Source organism: Pseudonocardia sp. OZ21 (assembly GCF_059359135.1).
The window spans coordinates 41,956-63,767 of record NZ_JCADBN010000027.1; the positions used below are offsets into that span (position 1 = coordinate 41,956).

A 21,812-nucleotide genomic window follows, 5' to 3' on the forward strand; every position below is an offset into this window, starting at 1 on the left:
GTCGCGGCGCGCCCGACCGGGGACAGGAGATCCGGTCAGGGTTGCGTCGCGAGACAGCGATCCGGCGGCCCGCGCCTGCTGAGGTCGTGCAGCGTCACCGCGAGACGCGACCGGGGAACGTCATCAGGAGGGACGATCACGAGCCGCCGCGCCGGCAGGGGCCGGAACGGCCGCAGCAGCGCCACCGGCACGAGCACCCGGGCGACGCGCGTGATCAGTTGCTCGCCGCGGACGAGGAGAACCGCGAGGACGACGGCCGCCAGCCCGTGCGCGACGAGCATCGGCGGCGAGGGGAGATGGCTCACGTGCGCGGCATGGGCCGGGTCGGCGATCACGAACGAGCCGTGCAGCACCACCTGAGCCGAGAGCAGTGCGACGGCCGTGGCCATCGCGCCCCGTGGCCTGCGGGCGAACGTCGACGAGGCTGCCTCGACGAGGATGCCCAGGAGCAGGAGAAGCGTGATGGCGGGTGCCTCGCCGCCCGCTGTGACGTGCGCACCGAGGGCGAGGCCCACGGCACATGCCGCGAACGACGCCGAACGGACGCTGCGGGCGCCGTTCGACGTGGGCATGGCGGCGGAGTCTACGTCGGTGCGGTCGGGCGATTGCCCGGAACCCGACAGACCGGGCAGACCCCTGCGTGCTGGATCAGGCGCGTGCCCGGAAGGTGGCTCGGTAGGTGCGTGGACTGACCCCGGCGAGGCTGCGGAACTGGGTGCGGAACGTGGTCGCGCTGGCGAACCCGACCCGCCGGGCGATGGTCTCCACCCCGTGGTCGGTCATCTCCAGCAGTCGTCCTGGCGGTCGGACTCCTCACCGGCGTCGCCGTCTCGTCCGGCGGACGGGTCGCCCGCCCGGGCACAGCGGTCTACAACCTGACGAAGTTCGGAGTGAACGGGTTCACCGAGGCACTCCGCCAGGAGATGCAGGCCCTGCGCGTGAGGGTCAGCGTCATCGAGCCCGGCAACGTCGACACCGAACTCGCCTCTCACACCCGCGATGAGCTTCGCGCGGGTGTGGAGGCGCAGGCCCAGGCGATCGAGAAGCTGCAGCCCGAGGACATCGCCGACGCCGTCGCGTACATCGTCACCAGCAAGCGACGGGTAGCCGTCAACGAGGTGTTCGTCCGGGCCGCCGACCAGAGCTGGTGACGCTGGATCCGCTGAGACCGACGGGCGTCCGGACCCAGCTTCGCGGGCCCGCGCTCTACACGTTCGGGGCATTCTTCGGTTACTCCTGATGAATCATGACCATCCAGATTCGCACCTTTCCGCGACCGTATACCGGCTACTTCTCACTGGCTTTACTCCGCGCATGGGTAACGTCTGCGCGCCACTTACCTGCGCGTTGGATGCCTGGAGGACTCGGTGCTAAATGGACATACGGCTCGAAGTAGTACCCGCATCGGGCTATTCGGACGGAACAAGGATCTGACGATTGTCGACTCCTTTCTCGACAGTGCGGCCACATCGGGCGCCGCGCTGTTACTGGTCGGCGATGCCGGAATCGGTAAGACGATGCTCCTCCGGGCCGCGGTGGAGGTGGCATCGGCGGCCGGGGTGCGGGTGCTGCGGGCAGCAGGCGTCGAGTTCGAGGCCGAGGTCGGCTTCTCCGGCCTCAACCAGGCGCTGCTGCCCGTGTTCGACGAGTTCGCCCGGCGGCTCAGTGCCGCGCACTGCGACGCGCTCTCCGTGGCACTGGGACTCAGGACCGGAGCGGCGCCGGACCGGCTGGTCCTGTCGAACGCCACGCTCGCGCTCCTGCGCTCGATCGCCGCCGACCAGCCGGTGCTCGTGGTCGTCGACGACGCCCAGTGGATCGACCGGCCGAGCGCAGCGGTGCTGGGATTCGTCGCCCGCCGACTCGACGGCTCCCGGATCGGGTTCCTGGCGGCCTCTCGCTCCGACATCGAGGGCTTCTTCGAGTACAGCGGCCTGCCTGAGCACGAGCTTCGGCCGCTCGACGACGAGGCGGCTCACAGCCTGATGAACCACCTCTTCCCCACGCTGCCCGGCACGGTCCGGCGCCGGCTGCTCGCGGAGGCGCAGGGCAACCCGCTCGCCCTGGTGGAGTTACCCACCGCAGTGAACGGCCCCCGAGGCGCCGCGCTGCAGGCACTGCCGCCGGTCCTTCCCCTCAACCGCCGGCTCCAGGCCCTGTTCACCGCCCGCATCTCCCAGCTCACGGAGCTCACCCGCAGGCTGCTCCTGCTCGCCGCACTGGACGGCACCGGCGACCTCCGTGTCGTACAGGCCACCGGCGACGAGCGGGCGGCGCTGGAGCACCTCGCGGCGGCCGAACGTGCGGGGCTCGTACGCGTCGACGGCCGCATGCGACGGCTTGATTTCCGGCATCCGCTGACCCGGTCGGCGATCGTGGAGATGTCGAGTGACGCCGACCGTCGCCACGCGCACCTCGCGCTGGCGCAGCTGTGGACGAGCCGGCCCGAGCGCCGGGCGTGGCACCTGGGCGAGGCGGCAGAGAAGCCCGACGAGACGGTGGCCCGCCTGCTGCAGAAGGCGGCGCATCGCAGCCTCGGGCGCGGGGACGCCACGGGCGCCATCTCCGCGTTGCTCCGGGCCGCCCACCTCAGTCCCGACGGCACGGACCGGAGAAGGCGGCTGGCCCAGGCGGCCTTCGTCGGGGCCGATGTGACCGGCGAGATGGGAACGGCGTCCCAGCTGCTGGTGGATGCCCGCGATGCCGGCCTGGTCCATGCCCACGATGCCCGCCCGGACCAGGCCGGCTCCCTCTACGCCGCGGCCACGTCCGCTTACCTGCTCGTGAACGGCGACACCGACATCGACACCGCCCACGCGCTGCTGGTGGGGGCCATCGAAAGCCGATCGACGCAGGAGCCCGCCGACGACGCCGAGCTCGTGGAAGCAGTCTGGGCGCTGTCGCTGCTGTGCTGGCTGGGCGGGACTCCCGAACACTGGGCTCCGTTCCACGCCGCGGTCGCTCGACTCGCGTCGTCCGTTTCCGCCCTGATCACCCTGCAGACCAGCACTTTCCTCGACCCGGTGCGCGCCACCGCGGCCGAGCTCGACGAGCTCGACGCCGCCGTGGCCCGGCTGCACACCGAGGTCGACCCGGCAACGATCGTGCGGACGTCCCGCTGCGCCGTCTACCTCGACCGGCTGGGACCCTGCCGGGACAGTTCCTGGCGCGTCCTCCGCGAAGGGCGCGCGGGCGGCGCCGTCATGAAGGCTCTCGTCGCGACCATGCACCTGTGCGCCGGCAGCTTCACCGCAGGCCGGTGGGACGAGATCATGGAGCTGGCCGACGACGCCCTCGAGCTGTGCGACAACCACCGCTACCGGCACTTCTTGTGGCAGTTCCACTACTACAAGGCTCTCGTCGCAGCCGTTCGCGGCGACCAGGACGCCACCCTGGAGTGGACCGACGAGATCATCCGGTGGGCGTCCCCGAGAGGGGCGAGGGGACCGCTGCACTTCGTCCACCACGCCCGTGGGCTCGCCGCGCTCGGCAGCGGCGACTTCGACGGCGCCTACCGGCACACCAGCGCGATCAGCCCCGCCGGTTCGTTCGCCTCCTACGCACCGAACGCGCTCTGGGTGATGGCGGATCTCGTGGAGGCCGCGCTGCGAACCAGCCGCCAGGACGCAGCCGCAGCGCACGTCGCGGCGATGCACGAGGCGTGCGTCGCCGCACTCTCCCCCCGGCTCGCACTGCTCGTGGCGCGTTCGACAGCCCTCGTCGCCACCGACGACCGGGCGACCGGACTGTTCGAGCAGGCCCTCGCCATCCGTGGCATCGACCGTTGGCCGTTCGACGTCGCCCGGACACAGCTCGCCTTCGGCGAACACCTCCGCAGGACCCGAGCCACCTCGGCCTCACGGGGCCACCTCACCGCAGCGATGGAAACCTTCCAGCGCCTGGGTGCCCACCCGTGGTCACGCCGCGCCGAGAACGGACTCCGGGCCACCGGGCAGACCCGGGCCGGCCGCGGCGAGGCCGCAGCAGACTCCCTCACCCCGCAGGAACGCGAGATCGCGATGCTGGCCGCATCCGGCCTGTCGAACAAGCAGATCGCACAGCAGCTGCTCCTGTCCCACCGGACGGTCGGTGCCCACCTCTACCGCGCCTTCCCCAAGCTGGGCATCAGCTCGCGCGCAGGGCTACGGGACGCACTCGCCACCGCTCCGGATATCCGCCGAGGGCCCGGCCGTTGAGCGTCATCCGGGGCTTGCGATCGACGCTCGGGTCCGACGAAGTCATATGACCGATGTAGGCGTCTCGGACGTCGATCGACGATGGGCGTCGTGACTTTGACCACTCTGACCTACTCGGTCTACGTGACCCCTGCCAAGCCCGCGGTCTCCGACGACCTGCCGCCGGGCGAGGCCAGACGCATGTGGTCGCCGACCGCGTCGACGCTGATCGCAGGCGAACGCGACGCGGTCCTCGTGGACCCGCTGATGACCGTCGAGGAGTCACGCGCCCTGGCCGACTGGGCCGCGGCCACCGGCAAGAACGTGACCACCGTCTTCGTCACGCACGCCCACGGCGACCACTTCTTCGGCGCGCCTGCGGTGCTCGACCGCTTCCCCGGCGCCGCTCTCGTCGCCACGCCGGGCGTGGTCGAGTACCTCGCCGCCCAGTGGGGGCCGCGCTGGTTCGACGGGTTCTGGGACCCGCGCTTCCCCGGCCAGATCTCCGACCGGCACGTGACGGCGGAGGCGTTGCCGGACGACGGCGTGATCGAGCTGGAGGGCGAACAGCTGCGGGCCATCGAGCTGGGCCAAACCGACACCGACGGCACCAGCGCCCTGCACGTGCCCTCCTCGACCTGGTCGTGGCGGGTGACGCGGTGTACGGCGACGTGCACCTGTACCTCGCCGAATCGAAGGGAGACGGCAAGCAGCACTGGCTGGACGCGCTCGACATCATCGAGGAGCTGCGGCCCAGCGTCGTCGTTTCCGGGCACAAGCGCGACGGCGACCCGGACAGTCCCGAGTTCGTCGGCCGGACCAGGCGCTACATCGAGGACTTCGCCGCGGAGGCCGAGAAGGCGGCCGACCACATCGCCCTCTACGAGGCCATGGTCGAGCGCTACCCGAGCCGCCTCAACCTCGGCGTGCTCTGGAACTCCGCGAAGTCCGTGCTGGCCTGAGCCTACGGCGTCGTGGCAGCCACCGGCTCACGAACCGGGCGGCGGCGGTGGATCAACACGGCGAGCAGGGCGACGACGAGACCCGCCGCGGCGGCGACCGCCCAGGCGATGTCGAAGCCCAGCACCGACTGCCCCGTCGTGGCGAGCGCCGTGACGATCACGGCGACACCGAGGCTCGACCCGACCTGCCGGGAGGTGTTCAGCACGCCGCTGCTCGCCCCCGCCTGTTCCTGCGGGACCAGGGCCGAGCCGGTCGCCAGGAGGTTCCCCATCGTGAGGCCGACCCCGATACCGCCGGCCAGCAGCTGCGGGAGGAGGACCACCGCGTACGCCGGTTCGGCCGTACGCATCAGGATCCCCCACAGCATGCCGAGGCCGAACAGGACCCCGCCGAACGCGACGAAGACGATCGGCGGGACGTCCCGACCGACCCGCCGCAGCACAGCCGTCGTGGCGGGCACCATGAGCGGCCCGGGGGCCATCGCCAGGCCGGTGAGGACCGGGCTGTAGTGCCAGACGTCCTGCAGCCAGAGCGAGTTCGACAGCAGCATGATGCCGAACGAGGTGGAGAACACGAGCATCGCCACGTTCGCCGACGGGAAACCGCGCCGTCGGAACAGCTGCGGGTCGACCAGCGGGTTCGGATGGCTCCTGGTCCGCAGCACGAAGGCCACCGCGGCGGCGAGGAGGACCGCGACTGCGGCGGCCACGGTGGGCGTGAACCCCGCGGACGGCAGCTCGACGATCAGGTAGACCAGGGCGGCGACCGAGCCCGAGAGCAGGACCGCGCTGATGAGATCGGGATGCGGGGCACCGTCCTGGCCTGCGACCCTCGGCACCCGGAACACCGTCAGCAGGATCGCCACGATCCCGATCGGAACGTTGATGAGGAACACCCAGCGCCAGTCCACGGCGACCAGGAGACCGCCGATGGTGGGTCCCGTCGCGGCCGCGAGCGCCCCCACCGCGGCCCAGTTCCGCACCGCGTGTGGGCGCCGCCCGGACGGCGTGAGACCGATCAGCAGGCTCAGCGATGCCGTGGTCAGCATCGCCGCACCCACGCCCTGGAGCACCCGGAAGACGATCAGCCCGGTCAGACTCGGCGCCACCGCGCAGAGGACCGATGCGAGGGTGAACACGATCAGGCCCGCCTGGAAGATCCGCGTCGACCCGTAGCGGTCGGCGGCCCGGCCGGAGACGATCAGCAGCGCCGCGAGCGCGATGGCGTACCCGTTGATGACCCAGGACAGCCCGCCGAGCGAGCCGCTGCCCAGATTCCTGCCGATGGCGGTGATGGCAACGTTGACAACCCAGAGGTCGAGATTGCACATGAAGTTCGCTACGAGGACCACCGCGGTCGCCGCGCGTTGTGAATCCGGGTGCTGCGTACGTATGGGCATTCCTCAGCCGACGATCTCGTGCACGCGGAGGCGGACAGCGGCGGCGGCGATCAGCGGCACGGTTACGCCCAGCGCCGCGGCGCGGCGGGCCATGTCGCCCAGGACCGGCTCGACCTCCGTGTGGGCGCCGCCGGCGAAGTCCCGGTACAGCGACGTCGTGAACGCCGACGAGGGCGCGAGGAGGGCGCCCTTCACCCGCGCGAGCGCCTTCTCCCGGACGGCGTGGCCCGCAGCTGCCAGCACGGCTGAGGCCTCGGCGAGGATCTCGGTCACGGCCTCGGCACCACCCTCGACCGAGGTGATCCGCCCGGCTTCGCCGCCGAGCAACACTCCCGTGGCTCCACCCGCGGCCATGAAGTGCCACTTCTCCCACATGTCCTGCTCGATCGCATCGGACACGGTCGTCTCGAACGCCGCCGGCATGAACGTCGCCACGATCTCGTCCAGCCGCTCGGATCGGCGTCCGTCGAGCTCGCCGAACCGGATGGACGCCCCGGGAGCCAGCTGACGGACGGCCCCGTCGGGCTCGAGGTATGACGCCACCAGGCATAGGCCGCCCAGGACCCTGTCACGACCGAAGCGATCCTCCAGACGCTGGATGTGGCCGACGCCGTTGAGGAGGGGGAGGACGGCCGTCGACGGACCGACCGCGCGAGCGATGTCGTTCATCGCGGTCTCGAGGGCCGGTTCCTTCACCGCGAGCAGGACGAGATCGCTCGGCTCGGCGAGGTCGTGGACCGTGACCGCCCGGACCTCCACGACGGTTCGGTCGCCGGCCGGGCCGACGATCACCAACCCCTCCCTGCGGAGCCGTGCGGCGCTCTTCGGCCGCACCAGGAAGGACACGTCCACGCCCGCACGGGCCAGAAGCCCCCCGAAGTAGCCACCCACGGCGCCCGCGCCCACCACCAGAACACGCATCGCTCATCGCCCTTTCTCGTTTGTGCCCTGAGCGTGCGATGCCAGCTTGCTCGAAGCAAGTAATGGTGGCCGGCGGAACACCGACGCGGCGTCAGCCGGCCAAGTCGACCTGCGCGCCGTCCCACTCCCCCGGACGGGTCCAGCGGACATTGTCGGCATCGAGCCGACGCCCGCAGGCCATGCACACGTCCGCACTCCTGGCCCGCGCCCCACAGGCACGGCAGTTGATACCCAGCCTGCCGCGCTCCGCGTTCGGCCCGTGCTCGTCCGCCCACAGCGCGAACGCGTGCAGGATCGGCAGCGTCGCCGAGCCCGCCTCGGTCAGCCGGTACTCCGCCCGCGGGCGGACGCCGTCGGCGACCGGGACACGGTCGAGCAACCCGTCGGCGACGAGCTGCTTGAGCCGAGCGCTCAAGGCCTTGTCGGTGATGCCCGTACGGGCCCCGAACTCGTCGAAGCGGACTGCGCCCGCGAACGCCTCACGCAGGATCATCAGCACCCAGGGATCACCGACGACGTCGACACCGCGGGCGATCGTGCAGGGGCGGGCCGACCAGTCGGATCGCAGCGGCATGAGTACTCCTATGCTCGGAACTTTGCTATTCCCAAGATAGCCCCGCCGCAGCCGATCCGGGACATGCCATACTCGATCGCCTGGTCGCAGCCGCAGCGCACGTCACGGGGTGGGTCAACCCACATCACCGAGCTCACCGAGCCGGGATGCGTTTCGTGGCCCCGCAGCTACGTCACGCGCCGCACGATCCCGCTCATGGTCAACAGCTACTTCCTCATCGCCGAGGCCGACAAGAACATCCCGGCAGCTGCGCACCACTTCATGGCCGAACGGGCCAACGGCACGGTCGTCAGCATCGACGGCGCCTCCCACGCGGTGTTCGCCTCCCACCCGGCCGAGGTGGCCGACCGGTCTCGCGCAGAGCCGGTCCGCCGCCTCGGTCGCGGGCCTGCGTGCCTTCGACGCGCTGGGCGCCGTGCCGTGGGGCGACCGGGCGCGACAGGAGCTCCGGGCCGCGGGTGAGCAGAGCGGTGTGCGCCGGAGCTCGGCGGTCGACCGGCTGACCCCGCAGGAGCTGCAGATCGCGCAGCTCGCCGCGACGGGGCCGACGACAGCGGCTGTACGTATATCCGTGATCATGAATGGGGCCCTTGATCGGCACCATTGCCCCACTCGGCTACTCGCGACCGTGGCGGGTCGGCCATCGGCCTTTGCTGACCGAGATCATGCGGCGCGGGGCCGGCCTATTCGTCCCGCCGGGACGCCCCCCATCTCCGAGAGGTAACGCGGATCACCCGCCGTGCGAACAGGGAGCGGCAGCCGCCAGGGGGGCGGACGCTGTGGAGGCCCGATATGCCGGAGCGCCGCTCTCTCGAGGAAACCGAGCACGGGATCGTCCCCGCCGCGGACCCGATGTCGCTCACGCCACGGGAGCTCGGTGTGCTGGCCGCATTGGCGGAGGGGCTCACCGCGGCGTCGATCGCGCGGAAGCTGGCAATCGGGCCCCGCACGGTGCACAAACACCTGGAGCACATCTACGCGAAGCTGGGCGTGACGGACCGCCTCAGCGCCGTGCTGGGCGCGCAGCGCGCCGGCCTTCTCACGGACGTACCGTCACCCGCCACCCAGCCGGCGCCCGCGATTTCCGAGAGTCGCCCGGGGCACCGTCAGCTGACCTGACAGAACGGTGAAGGCGCCGGGCGCAAGTACGTACAACTACGTATACGTGGCCACCGACGCCCACGCGATCATAGGCGAACCGCGAGTCGAACCTGCAAAGGTGGTAACGAAGATGGCCGTGGAGTACCGCGTTCTTGTCGTCGACTCCTCGGCTCCTGACGCTTCGGCGCTCAGTCTCCAGAGCCTCCGCGACGCCGTTCTCGAGCATCCGAGCCTGGCTCTCGAAGCGCTGCGCCACGCTCTCGCCGCGACCGAGGAGATCCCGGGTGCCGGCGCGGGCGGCGCCGGGCACAGCGGCCGCCTCCCCCTCGACACACCGATCTTCAAGATGCTCTCGCCCGACCAGGCAGCCCTGCTGTCGCCGGCGGCGAAGAAGCTCACCAAGGGCGATCTGCTGGCCCTCCAGGGACCAGGCTCGGGCGCGAAGCTCAGGGAGCTCGGCCTCACGTTCGACGACCTCAAGACCGTCGAGGAGGCCTTCCACCAACGCTTCGACGTGAGCGGGCTCGAGGAGATGCAGGCCGAGATGCAGACCGCCGACGGCGGCGACACCGGTGTGAGCTGCTGTTGTTGCACCCCGTGCTGCTGTTGCACGGCCGTCGCCGTGCCGGCGCCGCTCGTGCACGTTGCATGAACGTCCCCGAACGCAGCAGCGCTGTGCCGACCGTGGTCCCCGTCCAGCTCGTGCCTCTGCCGGACGGGGTGATCGTCAAGCGCGGCCGCATGGAGTTCAAGGTCGGCGGCCAGGGCGCCTACGGCCTGGTGCTGGAAGTGCTCGACGCGGCAGCCCGTGGCGTGAGCCTCGAGTCGATCGTCGAGTCCCACGCCGGGCCGCTACAGGACAGCGTCCGCGCGCTCGTCGAGCAGTTCGAACGGCACCGCCTCGTGCTGCCTGCCGACGAGGGGACGGGAACCGAGAGCCCGCTCGACCTGTTCCACTGGTCGGCCGGGCCGGGGGCCGACGGGGCCACGGACCGGGCGGCGAAGGCACGCGTCACCGTCATCGGCGTCAACGAGGTCTCGCGCGCACTGGTGTCCACGCTCGGCGCTGCCGGATTCCGCTCCGTCGACGTCGTGCACTACCCGTTCCTGTGCAACCTGCGGCTGCTCGACGACTCCGGTCGCCTCCCCGAGGAGAGCTGGCCCGCGGCACTCGCGCCGCCGGTCGACTACGGGGAATGGGCGGCCGCCGCGCATCCGGACATCGACTGCCTGGTGGCGACGTCGGACTTCGGCGGCCTCGACCTCATGCGGATCTGGAACGAGTACGCCATGGAGCGGCGCATCCCGTTCCTGCCGGTCGTCCTGCAGGATCTGGTCGGCTACCTCGGCCCGTTCTCCGTCCGGGACGAGACGGCGTGCTTCGAGTGCACACGGGCGCGGCAGAACGCCAACCTCGACGATCCCGCAACCGCACGCGCGACCGAGCCGCTGGCGTTCGTCGGGCAGGGGGTCACCGCGGCGTACCACCCCGCGATGCCGGCGGTGCTGGGCAACCTCGCCGCCATGGAGATCTCCCGGTACGTCGGGGGGTGGGGCCTCCCCCGCTCGCTGGGCACGCTCGTCGAGGTCGACCTGCTGGCCCCGGAGCTGCACCACCGTCCGGTCCTCAAGCTGCCCCGCTGCCGGGTGTGCGGCGACACCTCGCGGACCTCCACGACCGAGATCTTCTCGAACCTGCTGCTCCCCGGAACCCACGAACCACACCGGTGAAGGCCGTGACGGAACTCGACTCCCGGCTCGCCCTCCTGCTGGACCCGCACGTCGGGATCCTCCAGGGCCTCAGCGAGATCCCCCGCCCGGCCGGCGCGCCCGACTTCTTCCAGTTCGCGGGCCGGGCGTGCGACACCAGTGCGTTCGCGCCGCAGCGCAACTTCGCCAACACCGGCGGTGCCTCGGCCGACCCCCGGATCGCCGCGGCGAAGGCGATGGGCGAGGCCGTGGAACGCTACTGCGGAGCGCTCTACGAACCGGACGAGCTGCCGCTGTCGACGAGCCGTGACGCCGCGTTCGCGTGCGTCCCGCCGGTCGACTTCGCGCTGTTCTCCCCCGAGCAGTACGCCGAGACCGGCTTTCCTTACGTCCCGTTCAGCGACGCCACGCCCGTGCGGTGGGTCGCTGCGTACGACGCCGCCGACCACGTCGAGCGGCACGTCCCCGCGGCGATGGTCTACGTGCCGTACTTCTACTACCAGGGCAGCGGGGACAGCCCGATCACCGAACCGATCTCCACCGGCCTGGCGTGCGGCCGCGGACCCGCCGAGTCCGCGCTCGGGGCCGTCTGCGAGGTGATCGAGCGCGACGCGTTCACCCTCACCTGGCAGTGCATGCTCACCCCACCGGAGATCGACCCGGAGAGCCTGGGTCCCGCCGACCTGGATCTCGTCCTGCGGTTCCGGGCGGCGGGGTTCGCGGTGCACCTCTTCGACATCACGACCGACCTCCCGGTGCCCAGCGTGATGACGGTCCTGCGCGGGCTGCGGCGCGATCAGGCGGCGTTCTCCTTCGCCGCCGCGAGCGCGCCCGACCCCGCGACCGCGGTCCGCAAGGCGCTCGAGGAACTGGAGCACACCCGCCGGTACTCGCAGCAGATCATGAACGTCCTCCCGCGCCTCGATGTGACCGAGGGCCACGACAACGTGCTCGACCAGGTCGACCACCTGAACTTCTGGTGCGACCACGAGAACTCCCGGTACGCCCGGTTCCTCTTCGAGCGGGTCGAGACCGTCCCGCTCTCCTCGCTCCCCCGCGTGCCGGGCGACAGCGACCTGGCCCGGCTGCGCCACATCGTGCGGCTACTGGCCGAACGCGGCCACCACACACTGCTGGCCGACCTCACCACCGCCGACGTCGGGTCCGCCGGGCTGTCGGTGGTGCGGGCCGTCGTTCCCGGGCTGCACCCGCTGCACATGGGTCACCGCTACCGCGCCCTCGGCGGCCCGCGGATCCGAGAGGTTCCGCAGCGGCTCGGGTACGGCGCCGTTGCCGGCACCGGTAACCCGGCACCCCATCCGTTCCCGTGAGGATCCGCCGATGACTGTCCAGCCCGTCCCGCCGAACCCGCCGCGGGCCGCCCTGCCACCGGCCGTGGACGTGGCGTGGGAGATCTTCCACGAGAACTCCAAGACCGGGCGGCTGCGCGGCATGCTCCCCGACCACGTCGTGGTCGAGCGCATGCAGGCGCTGCACGAGTCGCTGCACTACACCGGCCGTCCCGAGTTCCGGTTGCCCCCACCGCGCCCGCTCCACCACGTGAGCGTGCAGACCGCGTTCGACCACCGGGAGTCCGGGCGCTCCCTCACCGAGGCGGTGCTGACCCTCGACGACCTTGCCGCGATCCTGCACCACGCCTACGGCGTGCGTGAGCGGCAGCCCGAGGACCCCTACCCCCGCGCGTTCCGCAGCGTGCCGTCCGGCGGGGCGCTCTTCCCGTTGGAGATCTACGTCCACGCCTCCTCGGTGCTGGGGCTGCCGGTCGGGCTGTTCCACTACGAACCGGGCGCCCACGTGCTCCGCCAGCTCCGCGGCGATCCCGCCGAGTCGTTCGCCGACGCGCTCGTGCAACCCGAGATCGCGCGGACGGCCGCGGTCACGCTCTTCCTCACGGCGGTCTTCTACCGTTCCACCTTCAAGTACGGCAACCGCGGCTACCGGTTCGTACTGCTCGAGGCGGGGCACGTCGGCCAGAACGTGGACCTGGCCGCGGCCGCGCTCGGCCTGGCCGCGATCAACATCGGCGGCTACTTCGACCGGGCCGTGGACGCCTACCTCGACCTCGACGGCATCCGGCAGTCCACCGTGTACCTCGCCGCGATCGGTGGCCGTGCGGACGCCGGCGGGAGCTGATCCGGTGCCCGCCCCCGGGTCGCCGGACATCCGCTCGGTCGACGACCTGATCCACCGGCTCGGCCCCGTCGACGGACGGGTGGTCGTGGACCTGAGCCGGGGCGCGTGGCTGGGCAACGGCGCGGCCGCCCAGATCGCGCGGCAGCTCGGCCTCGCACCGGAGCCCGGGCCGCCCGCGGCGACCCCGCCCGGCACCGACTGGGCGCAGTACGACCACGGCTGGCGCTACGCCGGGATCATCGCGGACGCCGTGGACCGCGAGGCCGAGGGCGACACGGTCCTCGTCTCGGCCGCGCACAGCGGGCGACGAGCGGCCTCGGCGCTCCGTCGCGCGGGGGTCGCCAGGTGCGTCGTGGTGCTCTCGCGCGAGCCGATCTCGCGCCACGACCGGTCGGTGCTCGACGAGCTGGCGCGGCAGGGCGTGCGGACGGACCACCTGCGGTACGCGTGCGACTCGACGGAGCCTGCTCCGCTCGAGGCCCTGCTGCCGGGCCCGACGCAGATCCCGACCCCGGTCCGCCTCCGCGGTGGCCTGTACCTCGTCCCACCGGAACTCCGGGCGGCCGCCGAACGGGCCGGACCGCTCGATCACGACCGGCTGGCCGCCCGCGCCACCACGACGGCCGTCGCGGCCTACGCGCAGCTCCACGGCAACCCCTACTTCGCCGATCCCGCGCTGCTCTGCCGCCAGGCCTGGGCCGAGCTGGCCTCGGCGCACGAGGAGGGGGCGCTCGACCTGCTCCGGCACGCCACCGGGTGCGCCCGCAACCCCGTCGAGCGGGCCATCTGCGCGGCCCAGCTGGCGGGGCTGGGGATCGCCCTGCACCGCTTCGACGTGGCGGCGGCGAGCCGGCTCCCCGGCGGGGTCGCCGTGCCCGAGCTCCGGGGTTTCCTTCGGCAGTGCCGGGGCTGGGGGCTGGTGATGTCGGGCGAACCGGGAGCGGGGCTCGAGGAGCTGCGCCACGCCGCCGAGGAGCTGCGGCACTGGCGCGGCCGCCCCGAGTACGGCTACCTCCTCAACATCACGGCCCTTGCCGAGCTGCGCACCGGTCACCCCGACGCCGCGCTCGCGCTGGAGGAGGGGATCGCACGTCAGCTGCGGGACGACCCCGACCCCGACGTCCACCTCGCGTACGTCAACGAGCTGAATCTCGCGCGCCTGCGCCGCCGCCGTGGTGAAGCCGGCGCCGCGCGCGCTCACTACCGGGCGGCGTTCGCGTCGACCCGGGGCACCGGCACCCGCAGCGACATGCTGCACGCCGAGGTGTGCGCGGCCCGGCTCGACGCGTCCGACGGCCGGACCTCCGAGGCCGGCGTCGGCTGGCTGCGAGCGGCGCTGATCTGGGCGACCCTCGACGTGCCCGCGGCCATCGGCGCACGTGTCGCGGCGGCCGTCACCGGCGGCTCGCTCAACGACCCGGTGGAGCCGGCCCTGATCTCCGCGACCCTGCTGGACCGTCTCGGCGGCCCCGGCACATCGGGTGGGACGCACGACCGGGTCTGGCTGGACGCCGGGGAGGTCGGCGTGCCGCCCCCGGACGCCGTCATGGTGGCGGGGCCGGGATGGGCTCTCACCGTGCTGCCGGGCGTGGGAGCCGCCGCGCACCGTGATGACCGTGATGACGGCCGTGATGCGCTGCGCCGCGAGCTCGCCCGGCGCCTCGTCCCTGCCGACCTCCCCGCTCACGGCGCGCTCGTCGTCGACGACCGGCTCCGCCGCGGCCTCGCACGCCGGCCCGCGGAGGTCGTCGAGTCCGCGTTGCGCCTCGGGGTGCCCACGCTCCGCATCGATGGCCGCGAGTACCGGTTCGACAGCACGCTCGTCGAGGAGGCGGAACAGCGCCTGTCCGCCCGCGTGTCCCCCGCGGTGCGCACGATCACCGCAACATCGGTGCAGTTCCATCGCTTCCGCGGCCCGTATCCGCTGTCCGCAGAGGAACGGGCTGCCCTCGACGCGGTGGTGCGCGGCGGCGGACCCGACGCCTGCCCGGTCGACGTCCTGCGGGGTCTCGAGGATGCACGGGTCGTCGAGCTCGCGCTCTCCGACACCGACTGCGCGGAGTTGCTGCGGCTCGCCGCGGCGACGCACTCACCGGCGGGAGGGACGGTGCGGTGAGAGACGTCGACACGCGAGACCTCGATCGCTACGCCTTCACGAGGGTCGAGAGCGGCGCCGGGCTGGAGGAGGAGCCACAGCTCCGCAACGCGGGGCTGGCCAGCCGGGCGCTGGGGCACCTGCGACGCACGCGGGAGCGGTCCGGGCTGGTCGAGGCCGAACCGATGGACTTCGTCGTCGACCCGCACGTGCAGGTCGCCAGCTCCGGTGCGGCTTCCGTGCACGCGCAGCAGACGCACCTCGGCATCCCGCTCTTCCAGGCCGACAGCACCGTGCTCTTCGCCCCGGACGGGTCGCTGCTGGAGAGTCTGGGCACCACGGTCGACACCGCCGACGAACCGACGATCCCCGCCGTCACCGCGCTCGACGCCGTCGGCGCGGTCGTCGACTTCCTGAACCGGCAGGAGAACCGCGCGGCCGAGCCCGATCCGTTCGGCCAGACGATCGACGTCCTGCCGGAGCTCACCACGCGGCCCACCGCGGTGATCACGGCCTTCCCTGGCCTCCCCGAGCGTCCGACGGTGGTCGAACCGGGTCCGTTCGAGGGTGACGGGATCGGCGTTCATCTGGTGTGGGTCCCGGCCGCCGGCACGCTGCGGCTGGCCTGGATGATGGAGCTGCACCTCCCCGCGGGCGCCGGTTCGGTCCTCGTCCTGGTCGATGCCCGGGACGCGAGCATCCGCTACGCGGTCACCAGCACGCAGGGGCTCGGTGGGCGGGCGTCGGTGTACACCTCGAGCCCGGATCGCCCCCGCACGACCGTCCCGCTGCCCGTACCACTGACCGCGCACGCCGCGAAGAGCGCCACCCCGCTGCCCGCCGGGTTCCCGTTCGACTGGCTCACCGCCGGACGGACCGACGGGACCAGCGTGCTCGCCGTGGACTCCACGCGGGGAACGCCGGTCGACGGCCTGCTCAGTGGCGGGACGGTGACGTTCGATGAGGCGGATCCCGAAGGGGCCGACCAGCAGGTGGTCAACCTCTTCTACTTCTGCTGCCTGATGCACGACCTGTTCTATGTGCTCGGTTTCCGCGAGCCGGACGGCAACTTCCAGGTCGAGGGCCTCGGGAACGCCGGCCTCGGGAACGACATCGTGATCGCCACCGCCTACCCAGGGGCGGTGTCGGCGACCGCGAACATGACCACGCCGCGCGACGGCTCCCGGCCCCGGCTCAACGTCGGCCTGCTGACGAGGACGGGCCGCCACACCGCGCTCGACGCGACGGTCGTCATCCACGAGTACTCCCACGGCGTGACGAGCAGGCTCGTCGGCGGCCCGCTGAACGCCTCGTCGCTGCTCGCCCCGCAGAGCGCCGGCATGAGCGAGGGCTGGAGCGACTACCTCGCCTGTGCGGTCTGCGGCACCGACGTGATCGGCGCGTGGGTCTCCGACCAGCCGGACGGGATCCGGCGGCACCGATACGGCTCCGGCTACCCCGGCACCTTCGCCGACCTCGGCACGTCGCCGTACTCCGACAAGCACGAGATCGGCGAGCTGTGGTGTGCGGTGCTGATGGAGTTCGACCGGCGCGTCGGCTCGGCACTGGCGCTGCAGGTCGTCGTGGACTCCTTAAAGCTCGTCCCGGCCAACCCCGGCCTCCTGGAGGCCCGCGACGGAATGATCCGCGCTCTCGACAGCATGGTCGCGGCCGGCAGCCTGGCACCGGCGGCGCACGAGAAGGCGTCGTCGGAGCTGCAGGCCGTGGTCGGGAGATTCGGCATGGGCCCGGGTGCGCAGTCCTCCGGTGCGCAGCTGACCGGCATCGTCGCGGACTTCGTGGACCTGGAGCAGCAAGCCCCACGGACGGTGACGCTCAGCGCCCGCCCGGCGAGCGCGATACCGGACAAGGATCAGTTCGGGGTCCTCAGCACCCTCGTCGTGGACGCCGGCAGCGGCACGGTCGAGACGGTGCGGGTGTCCGTGGACGTCGCCCACGAGTTCCGGGGAGACCTCCACATCGCGCTGATCTCACCGGCCGGGACCCGGGTGGTGCTGCGGGAGTCCGATCCGGATCCGGGTGTGGACCTGGTCGCGACCTACGACGCCGGCTCCGCCCCCGGTCTGGCGACGCTGCGCGGTGAGCCCGCGGCGGGCCCGTGGCGACTGCGCGTCGCCGATCTCGCCCGGCTGAGCACCGGTGTGTTCCGGTCATGGACCCTGGCGGTGAGCGTCCGGTGACCGCGCTGCGGGTGCTGCTCGTCTATCCCGACGCGAACCGGGAGCTCATCGGCTGGGGTGATCTCGGCGCGATCGCCGAGCCGCTCGCGCTGGAGTACATCGGAGCCACGGCCCGCCGCGAGGGACACGACGTGCGGATCCTCGATCTGCGCCTCCACCGCGACGACCTCCGCACGACCCTGCTCGGCTGGCGGCCGGACGTCGTCGGAGCGACCGGCTACTCCATGCACGTCCTGCGCAACCTCGACGTGTGCGCTGCGGCGAAGGCGGCGCTACCGGCCTGCCACACCGTCGTGGGCGGGCACCATGCGACCCTGCTGCCCGAGGACTTCTTCACACCGCAGGTCGACCACGTCGTCGTCGGGGAGGGCACCACACCCTTCGCCGCACTGCTCCGCAGCATCGCCGCGGGCGGCTCGCGCACGCCGATCCGTGGGGTCTGGAGCCGCGACGGCGGCACGTTCCGTTCCGGGGGCCCCGCGGACGAGGTCGATCTCGCCTCCATGCCCTGGCCGGACCGCGACCTGACGGCGGCGGACCGGCACCGGTACCACATCGACTGGATGAACCCGATCGCGCTCGTGCGCACCACAGTCGGGTGCCCGTACCGGTGCTCCTTCTGCTCGTTGTGGAGGATCATGGACGGCCGGTACCTGCGCCGCGACGTTGCCGACGTCGTGGCCGAGATCGCGGCCGTCCCGGAGCGGTCCGTCTTCCTCGTCGACGACGAACCGTTCGTCAACGCCCGGCGCATGCACGCACTGGCCGACGCCCTGGGCGCGGCCGGTGTCGACAAGGAGTACTTCGGCTACTGCCGGATCGACTCGTTCCTCCGGGACGCCGATCTCATGCGTCGATGGCGCGACCTGGGGCTGCGCCGCGTGTTCTTCGGCATCGAGTCCGTGTTCGACGACGAGCTGAGCAGCTATCACAAGCGGCAGCGCCGCGACCAGATCGTCGCCGCGCTCGAGGCCGCGCGGGAGCTGGGCATCGCGACGATGTCGAACTTCATCATCGATCCGGGGCGTTACACGTTGGAGCACTTCGCCCGGATCGTCGCGTTCATCCGCGAGCACGACGTCGACTACCCGACGTTCACGGTCCTCACCCCGATCCCCGGCACGGAGGCGGGCTCCGACTTCTCCCGCATCACCGAGCTGCAGCCGAACGGCCGCCCGCGGTGGGACCTGTTCGACCTGCAGCACGCCGTCGTGAAGACCGCACTGGACCCCGACGAGTTCCGGCGGCAGTACCACCTCCTGCACCGCGTGTTCGCGACCAACTACCGGATGGCTCGCACCGGGGACCACCGGCACCGCCAGGTGGATCGGGATGCGTGACAGCGCGTTCCCGCTGGACGGAACCGACGTCTCTGCGGCCGTGCCGCGACCTCTGAGCTCGTGCGGATTGTCGCTCGGGGCCGCTGGTCAGGCCCCCACCGGTCGCAACACCACCGATCCGAGGCAGTGGCAGATCCGCAGAGCGAGCTCCACATCGCCACGTCGGTGCTGCGCCGGGCCGCCGACCGCCTCCTGCGCTTTACGGATCCGGTACTGGATGGTGTTCTTGTGCATCCCCAAGCGCTCGCCGGTGGCTTGGTAGCTGCCGTTCGCAGCGAGGAACACCAAGAGCGTCTCGCGCAGCCGCTCGTTGTTCTCGTTGTCGTCGGCCAGTGCACCGAGGACGTGCCACACCCAGCCCCGCGTGGCGTCGAGATCGCTGCCCAGCAGCGCGATCGGCGCAACCTCGGTGAAGCTGGTGACCTGCGTGCCGGGTCGCGCCATGATGGCGACGCCTTGCGCGCGCAAGGCCTGCTGGTGGGTCTGCCGAAAACCGTCGACCCCGGCAAGGGGGTCGCCGAGCGCCAGCCGCACCGTCGCGCCGTGGGCCGCCGCGGCAGGGGCGAGCTGCTCCCACGTGACGTCGTCGCGGCTTCCCAGCGGCAGCCATGACCACACCGTCGATTCGTCGTACGGCACGTACAGAGGTCGGCCCCGGCAGCCCAGCTCGTCGGCGAGGACCGTGGTGAGGCGGTCGAGCCCGGCGAGCGCCTCCGCGGTTGAGTTCACCTCGGGCACCCAGGCGACCAACCCGAGGTGGCGCTGGTCGAGGCGGTAGCCCAGCCCTGCCGCAATCCGGTCGACGTCGATCCGCTCGCGCCCGAGAAGCGCCCGCACGTGTACCGCTCGTATCGCGCCCTGCGTCAACAACCACCGGTCCCGCTCCTGCTGGTAGGAGACGATCATCATTTCGGAGATCCGGTCGATGTAGCCGAAGCTGTCGTCGAGCAGACGGCCGGTGACCGCCCGGATCTGGGCCGGGTTGTCGGCTTGTTTCGGGATCTCGTCCACGCACCACTGCAGGAATCGTGCGTGCCCCACGCGGTAGGCCCGGACCAGGGGGTGCAGCGGGATGCCGCGCTGGGCGGCGCGCCGTACGTACTCGACGGCGGCCGCGGGAGGATCGAGATTGTCCAGCGCCATCCCGTGCTGAAGAACATCGAGCAGTGTGGCCACGTTGGCCTCGACGCTCGCGGCGTGCAGGTCGGCCAGCAGGTCGTCGGCTGGGAGCTCGGGGACTTCGTCGACCACGCGCTGCCAGAGATCAGTGCTGACCTCGGAGAGCCGCAGCTTCACCGCGGCGGCCGCCATCGCAAGCTGTCGCTCAGCGGGGTAGCCCGTGCCGGCCATTGACGCATCGTACGGTCACACGGCCCCGCGACGGCTGACCGAGTCCGGCAGCCGCACCACTTCCAACATCCATCTCGCTCGGCGGGCCCCGTGCCGACAAATGGCGGCAATACAAATACTACAGATGACCCATCATCAGTCATTCCACTCAAACCCGCCCATCCTTCTCGCATTGTGCTGAGGACACGAAGCGGCGGCGAAGTCTGTGCCCGCAGCACGGTGGCCGGCCGCCCTACCGGCCATATCGTCATTCGCGAAGCCGGAAAGAGGAGGCCGGCCGCTGCAGCGTGGCGTCGCGGGGTCAGCGCACAGGCTCTTCATCAACAGCATGGATCACGACTGAGTCCCGTATTGAACATCAAGCGTACTGTGGAGGCCGGATGCATCGATCTTGATTTCCTGGCTTCCAGAGCAGTAGCATTTTTACCGACTCGGCTCCCGCCGGTCCATTGTTGACCAATGGGTGGGCGCGAGAGGGTCATCCCACCGCGGACACGACACGGTTGGCACTCGCCATCGCTCATGCTGGCAGTCGAGTCACGGAACTGCCTCAGGAAAAGGTGCTCGTATCCAGCCAGGACACGAGGAGTCATGGATCGGACATGAGACCGAGCAGTAACCTTCCACCGGCGGACGATTTCCGGTCGGATGCGTGTGCCCCGATCTCAAAATAAATTTGAATCGAGAAGGAGAACCACCAATGGTTACAGGCTTCAACTATCCACTCACACCCAAGGGCCTGTCGTCCCTGAACCCGCCCCCTCCCTGGTACTATTCCGCAGACTTGCTCGGCATCGAGTTCTGGGCGGACCCGTCAGCGGTGGAGGCTCTCCTGCCGAGCGGACTCGACCCCGACCCGTCAGCGGATGGCCATTGCAACGCCCTCTTCTACGACTGGCAATTCAGCGGCGAGAATGAAGAATACCTCGATCCAGCACGTTATCAGTATCGAGAGTTCTTCATTCTGGTGGATTCATTGTTTGAGGGCAAGCCGATCTCCTACTGCCCATACATCTTTGTCGACAACGATGCAGCGCTTGCGCGTGGGTGGACTCAGGGATACCCGAAGCGTATCGGACAGGTGTTCCAGACCAGGTATCACGCCGCGACCGGAAAAGCGGGCCCGACCCTCGCCCCAGGATCAAAGTTCGCTGGCTCGATTGCCGCAGGAGGGCAACGACTTGGCGAGGGTCGTGTCACGCTGAGAGAGCCGCTGACGGATCCCTCACTTCTTGAGCAGAGGCCCATTGTCAATCTACTGCACTACCCGCGCTTGGCGGCCGGCAAGCAGGACAAGCCGGTCCTCCACGAAATCGTCGAGAACGTGCCCCGCGACGTGCACTACGAACAAGCATGGATAGGAGACGGCTACCTTTCATTGCCCGCCTGCGCGGGTGAAGAGATCTCCGACCTGGCGCCCCTTCGTTGCGGCAAAGGGATTCGGACTTCCATGTCATACATAGTCGACGATCTCAAGACCCTGAAGGATCTGAGGGGGTAACGGCTCACCGGCCCGGCATGTCTACAACTGGGCCTGGAGGGGTGTCCGCACTCGCGCACGTCAGGCAGATACTCGCGAGGCAAGCCGCCGGCACGATGGTGGGTGGCTTGTTCAGGAGACCGGGATTCGTCGCACGGCGACCAGGATCGCTGATGTTTCGGGGCAAGTCGTCGGCGCCGCTCTGGGCTGCCTGGATGAGCGAATCGTAGGAGCGACAGAGTCGAGCGCCACGGCCGCCGCGACGGCCCCATGGTCGACCCGCGCAGTTCTATGCCGATAAGCGCTACGACGCCCGCTCTGCCGACCTGGACCGATGCGGGATCAAAGT

The 21,812-nt window shown here is 70.8% G+C and carries 19 protein-coding genes and 1 pseudogene; 14 read left to right on the plus strand and 6 right to left on the minus strand.

The annotated features are described in order from the left end of the window. Positions 1–35: 35 nt before the first annotated feature. Positions 36–572, minus strand: a complete 537-nt coding sequence (locus tag AC5L35_RS35435; protein WP_495064129.1) for a hypothetical protein — start codon at positions 570–572, stop codon at positions 36–38. Positions 573–648: 76 nt separating this feature from the next. Further along, on the minus strand, positions 649–783 hold the full coding sequence (locus AC5L35_RS35440; RefSeq protein WP_495064130.1) for a helix-turn-helix domain-containing protein: 135 nt from the start codon (positions 781–783) through the stop codon (positions 649–651). Positions 784–797: 14 nt separating this feature from the next. Between AC5L35_RS35440 and AC5L35_RS35445 the strand changes: the two genes are divergently transcribed. From AC5L35_RS35445 to AC5L35_RS35460, 4 genes and pseudogenes are all read left to right on the plus strand, one after another. Continuing rightward, positions 798–1,151 (plus strand): SDR family NAD(P)-dependent oxidoreductase, encoded by a 354-nt coding sequence (locus AC5L35_RS35445; protein WP_495064153.1) that lies wholly within the window; start codon positions 798–800, stop codon positions 1,149–1,151. Positions 1,152–1,367: 216 nt separating this feature from the next. After that, the gene (locus AC5L35_RS35450) at positions 1,368–4,196 is read left to right on the plus strand and encodes an AAA family ATPase (protein ID WP_495064131.1); all 2,829 of its coding nucleotides are present in this window, start codon (positions 1,368–1,370) and stop codon (positions 4,194–4,196) included. A 180-nt stretch (positions 4,197–4,376) separates the two neighbouring features. After that, positions 4,377–4,673, plus strand: a pseudogene (locus tag AC5L35_RS35455) (MBL fold metallo-hydrolase); the annotation flags it as partial. 161 nt (positions 4,674–4,834) lie between these two features. Further along, complete coding sequence (locus AC5L35_RS35460) at positions 4,835–5,137, plus strand: hypothetical protein (protein WP_495064154.1); 303 nt, start codon at positions 4,835–4,837, stop codon at positions 5,135–5,137. 2 nt (positions 5,138–5,139) lie between these two features. Here the strand turns inward: AC5L35_RS35460 and AC5L35_RS35465 are convergent, their stop codons facing one another. The 3 genes from AC5L35_RS35465 to AC5L35_RS35475 form a co-directional block, all read right to left on the minus strand. Continuing rightward, positions 5,140–6,489 carry an MFS transporter gene (locus AC5L35_RS35465; RefSeq protein WP_495064132.1) on the minus strand — a complete coding sequence of 450 codons (1,350 nt, stop codon included), beginning with the start codon at positions 6,487–6,489 and terminating at the stop codon, positions 5,140–5,142. Between the two features lie 51 nt (positions 6,490–6,540). After that, the gene (locus AC5L35_RS35470; RefSeq protein ID WP_495064133.1) at positions 6,541–7,458 is read right to left on the minus strand and encodes a ketopantoate reductase family protein; all 918 of its coding nucleotides are present in this window, start codon (positions 7,456–7,458) and stop codon (positions 6,541–6,543) included. Between the two features lie 91 nt (positions 7,459–7,549). After that, positions 7,550–8,032, minus strand: a complete 483-nt coding sequence (locus AC5L35_RS35475; protein WP_495064134.1) for a winged helix-turn-helix transcriptional regulator — start codon at positions 8,030–8,032, stop codon at positions 7,550–7,552. A 63-nt stretch (positions 8,033–8,095) separates the two neighbouring features. Here AC5L35_RS35475 and AC5L35_RS35480 point away from each other — a divergent pair, with 63 nt between their 5' ends. The 9 genes from AC5L35_RS35480 (at position 8,096) to AC5L35_RS35520 (ending at position 18,633) form a co-directional block, all read left to right on the plus strand. Next, complete coding sequence (locus AC5L35_RS35480) at positions 8,096–8,494, plus strand: alpha/beta fold hydrolase (RefSeq protein ID WP_495064135.1); 399 nt, start codon at positions 8,096–8,098, stop codon at positions 8,492–8,494. A gap of 330 nt (positions 8,495–8,824) precedes the next feature. Continuing rightward, the gene (locus tag AC5L35_RS35485) at positions 8,825–9,151 is read left to right on the plus strand and encodes a response regulator transcription factor (protein ID WP_495064136.1); all 327 of its coding nucleotides are present in this window, start codon (positions 8,825–8,827) and stop codon (positions 9,149–9,151) included. A 46-nt stretch (positions 9,152–9,197) separates the two neighbouring features. Continuing rightward, entirely contained in the window at positions 9,198–9,785 is a 588-nt protein-coding gene (locus AC5L35_RS35490) for a hypothetical protein (RefSeq protein WP_495064137.1), read from the plus strand. Continuing rightward, positions 9,782–10,864: a TOMM precursor leader peptide-binding protein gene (locus AC5L35_RS35495; protein WP_495064138.1), complete on the plus strand. Its 1,083-nt coding sequence runs from the start codon at positions 9,782–9,784 to the stop codon at positions 10,862–10,864. The genes AC5L35_RS35490 and AC5L35_RS35495 overlap by 4 nt, the downstream gene beginning before the upstream one ends. A gap of 5 nt (positions 10,865–10,869) precedes the next feature. After that, entirely contained in the window at positions 10,870–12,174 is a 1,305-nt protein-coding gene (locus tag AC5L35_RS35500) for a YcaO-like family protein (RefSeq protein ID WP_495064139.1), read from the plus strand. Between the two features lie 10 nt (positions 12,175–12,184). After that, positions 12,185–12,997, plus strand: coding sequence for a SagB family peptide dehydrogenase (locus tag AC5L35_RS35505; protein WP_495064140.1), 813 nt, complete (start codon positions 12,185–12,187; stop codon positions 12,995–12,997). 4 nt (positions 12,998–13,001) lie between these two features. After that, the gene (locus AC5L35_RS35510) at positions 13,002–15,113 is read left to right on the plus strand and encodes a hypothetical protein (RefSeq protein ID WP_495064141.1); all 2,112 of its coding nucleotides are present in this window, start codon (positions 13,002–13,004) and stop codon (positions 15,111–15,113) included. Beyond that, positions 15,110–17,293: a M36 family metallopeptidase gene (locus tag AC5L35_RS35515; RefSeq protein ID WP_495064142.1), complete on the plus strand. Its 2,184-nt coding sequence runs from the start codon at positions 15,110–15,112 to the stop codon at positions 17,291–17,293. The genes AC5L35_RS35510 and AC5L35_RS35515 overlap by 4 nt, the downstream gene beginning before the upstream one ends. Continuing rightward, the gene (locus AC5L35_RS35520) at positions 17,290–18,633 is read left to right on the plus strand and encodes a B12-binding domain-containing radical SAM protein (protein ID WP_495064143.1); all 1,344 of its coding nucleotides are present in this window, start codon (positions 17,290–17,292) and stop codon (positions 18,631–18,633) included. The genes AC5L35_RS35515 and AC5L35_RS35520 overlap by 4 nt, the downstream gene beginning before the upstream one ends. Positions 18,634–18,720: 87 nt before the next feature. Here AC5L35_RS35520 and AC5L35_RS35525 read toward each other — a convergent pair whose 3' ends face one another. Beyond that, positions 18,721–19,983 carry a PucR family transcriptional regulator gene (locus AC5L35_RS35525; RefSeq protein ID WP_495064144.1) on the minus strand — a complete coding sequence of 421 codons (1,263 nt, stop codon included), beginning with the start codon at positions 19,981–19,983 and terminating at the stop codon, positions 18,721–18,723. 700 nt (positions 19,984–20,683) lie between these two features. Here AC5L35_RS35525 and AC5L35_RS35530 point away from each other — a divergent pair. After that, the gene (locus AC5L35_RS35530; RefSeq protein WP_495064145.1) at positions 20,684–21,484 is read left to right on the plus strand and encodes an acetoacetate decarboxylase family protein; all 801 of its coding nucleotides are present in this window, start codon (positions 20,684–20,686) and stop codon (positions 21,482–21,484) included. Positions 21,485–21,812: the final 328 nt, after the last annotated feature.

What these genes read in the sequence shown, in the direction of transcription:
- AC5L35_RS35435 (WP_495064129.1), bottom strand. Translation starts at nt 572, where the DNA reads ATGCCCACGTCGAACGGCGCCCGCAGCGTCCGTTCGGCGTCGTTCGCG.
- AC5L35_RS35440 (WP_495064130.1), bottom strand. Translation starts at nt 783, where the DNA reads ATGACCGACCACGGGGTGGAGACCATCGCCCGGCGGGTCGGGTTCGCC.
- AC5L35_RS35470 (WP_495064133.1), bottom strand. Translation starts at nt 7,458, where the DNA reads ATGCGTGTTCTGGTGGTGGGCGCGGGCGCCGTGGGTGGCTACTTCGGG.
- AC5L35_RS35475 (WP_495064134.1), bottom strand. Translation starts at nt 8,032, where the DNA reads ATGCCGCTGCGATCCGACTGGTCGGCCCGCCCCTGCACGATCGCCCGC.
- AC5L35_RS35480 (WP_495064135.1), top strand. Translation starts at nt 8,096, where the DNA reads ATGCCATACTCGATCGCCTGGTCGCAGCCGCAGCGCACGTCACGGGGT.
- AC5L35_RS35485 (WP_495064136.1), top strand. Translation starts at nt 8,825, where the DNA reads ATGCCGGAGCGCCGCTCTCTCGAGGAAACCGAGCACGGGATCGTCCCC.
- AC5L35_RS35495 (WP_495064138.1), top strand. Translation starts at nt 9,782, where the DNA reads ATGAACGTCCCCGAACGCAGCAGCGCTGTGCCGACCGTGGTCCCCGTC.
- AC5L35_RS35505 (WP_495064140.1), top strand. Translation starts at nt 12,185, where the DNA reads ATGACTGTCCAGCCCGTCCCGCCGAACCCGCCGCGGGCCGCCCTGCCA.
- AC5L35_RS35525 (WP_495064144.1), bottom strand. Translation starts at nt 19,983, where the DNA reads ATGGCCGGCACGGGCTACCCCGCTGAGCGACAGCTTGCGATGGCGGCC.
- AC5L35_RS35530 (WP_495064145.1), top strand. Translation starts at nt 20,684, where the DNA reads ATGGTTACAGGCTTCAACTATCCACTCACACCCAAGGGCCTGTCGTCC.